This is a genomic window from Eubacterium ramulus, from assembly GCF_003122485.1.
In the GTDB taxonomy this organism is placed as follows: domain Bacteria; phylum Bacillota; class Clostridia; order Lachnospirales; family Lachnospiraceae; genus Eubacterium_I; species Eubacterium_I ramulus_A.
The window spans coordinates 1-1,922 of record NZ_JRFU01000169.1 but is presented as its reverse complement, the minus strand read 5'-3'; the positions used below and the strand labels follow the sequence as shown (position 1 = coordinate 1,922).

1 protein-coding gene is annotated in these 1,922 nt (G+C 44.4%); it reads left to right on the top strand.

Translation table 11 applies throughout. The features are described from left to right. Positions 1-95 precede the first annotated feature (95 nt). Positions 96-1,763 (top strand): phosphoenolpyruvate--protein phosphotransferase, encoded by a 1,668-nt coding sequence (ptsP, locus tag LG34_RS14150; protein WP_109216643.1) that lies wholly within the window; start codon positions 96-98, stop codon positions 1,761-1,763. The last annotated feature ends 159 nt before the right edge of the window (positions 1,764-1,922 follow it).

Below are 1,922 nucleotides of genomic sequence, written 5' to 3'. Positions count from 1 at the left end.
CTGACCAGAATCACGCACCAAGTCTCACGTGCGTTCGACTTGAATAAAAAATGAAGCGGACAAATATATTAAGATTAGGAAAGGAACAGTTTGGTATGAACGTCTATCAGGGAAAAAGCGTATTTGGTGGCATTGCCATTGGACATTTATGCGTATACAAAAAAGGTGAGCAGCAGGTAACACGTCAGAAAATCGAGGACGTGGAAGCTGAAGTAAAACGTTTTCAGGATGCGAAGGAAGCTGCCCAGGCACAGTTAGGCGAACTGTATGATAAGGCGGTCAAAGAAGTCGGCGAGGCAAATGCAGCTATTTTTGAAATGCATCAGATGCTTCTGGAAGATGAGGATTATCAGGATTCTGCGGAAAATATCATCCGCACCCAGAAGGTAAATGCAGAGTATGCGACAGCAGTAACAAGCGATCATTTTTCTTCCATGTTTGCGGAGATGGATGACGACTATATGAAAGAGCGTGCGGCAGATATCCGTGATATTTCCGAGCGTGTGATCGCAAACTTAAGTGGTGAGAACAAGAGCAAAGTCGTTACGGATGAGCCAGTGATCATTCTGGCAGACGATCTGGCTCCGAGTGAGACCGTTCAGCTTGAAAAAGACAAAGTACTTTCTTTCGTAACAGTACATGGTTCTGTAAATTCCCATACAGCAATCCTTGCCCGTACCATGGGAATCCCGGCGCTGGTGAGCACAGAGATGGAGCTGACCGATGATCTGGACGGAAAACTGGCTGTTGTAGACGGAAATCACGGTATGATCTACGTGGAGCCGGATGCAGAGACCATGGAAAAAATGGAAGCTCTGAAAAAAGAGGAAGAGGAGAAAAAAGAACTTCTTCAGACCTTTAAAAATAAAGAAAGCGTTACCCTTGACGGTAAAAAAGTTTTAACTTACGCCAATATTGGAAATGTCAAAGATCTGGCACTTGTGCTTCAGAATGGTGCAGAAGGTATCGGACTTTTCAGAAGTGAGTTCTTATATCTGGAATCTGAGACTTATCCGACAGAGGAAGAACAGTTTGAGGTATACAAAAAAGTTGCAGAGACGATGGCAGGCAAACGTGTTATCATTCGTACTCTTGATATCGGTGCTGATAAACAGGCAGATTATTTTGAATTGGCAAAAGAAGAAAACCCGGCTATGGGTGTACGTGCCATCCGTATCTGCCTGACCAGACCGGAAATTTTCAAGACACAGCTGCGTGCACTGTTCCGTGCAAGTGCATTTGGTAACATTGCGATCATGTATCCGATGATCACTTCTTTATCCGAGATTGCACAGATCAAAGCTATCGTGGAAGAAGTAAAAGCGGAGCTGGATGCAGACAATGTTCCGTATGGCACACCAGAGCAGGGTATCATGATCGAAACTCCGGCAGCAGCAACCATCAGTGACCTGCTGGCAGAAGAAGTAGACTTCTTCAGTATCGGAACCAATGATCTGACACAGTATACACTGGCGATTGACCGTCAGAACCAGTCACTGGATTCCTTCTTTGATGCACATCATATCGCCGTACTTCGTATGATCAATCAGACCATTCAGAATGCACATAAAGCAGGCATCTGGTGTGGTATCTGTGGTGAACTTGGTGCAGACAGTGATCTGACAGAACTGTTCTTGGCAATGGGTATCGATGAGCTGTCCGTATCTCCGGGACGTCTGCTGACCATCCGCCGTCTGATTTGCGAGACAGACAGCAGCGTAAACAGAGAAGAAATTCTGAAAAAATGGTTGCACCAGAAATAAAATTTTATCTCTGATCTTACATTGATTTCTGTAAGAATTGGAGAGAACTGTAAAAGAGATATTATATACATCAGATGGGAGATGACTCCCACCTCTATAGGGACGCCACTGAAAAAGTGGTAAGTTTAGTATCGCAGGGCGTCAAATATGTGAAAAAAT

Bases quoted from the DNA above. Each gene is read 5' to 3' on its own strand.
- ptsP (WP_109216643.1), top strand. From the start codon at position 96: ATGAACGTCTATCAGGGAAAAAGCGTATTTGGTGGCATTGCCATTGGA.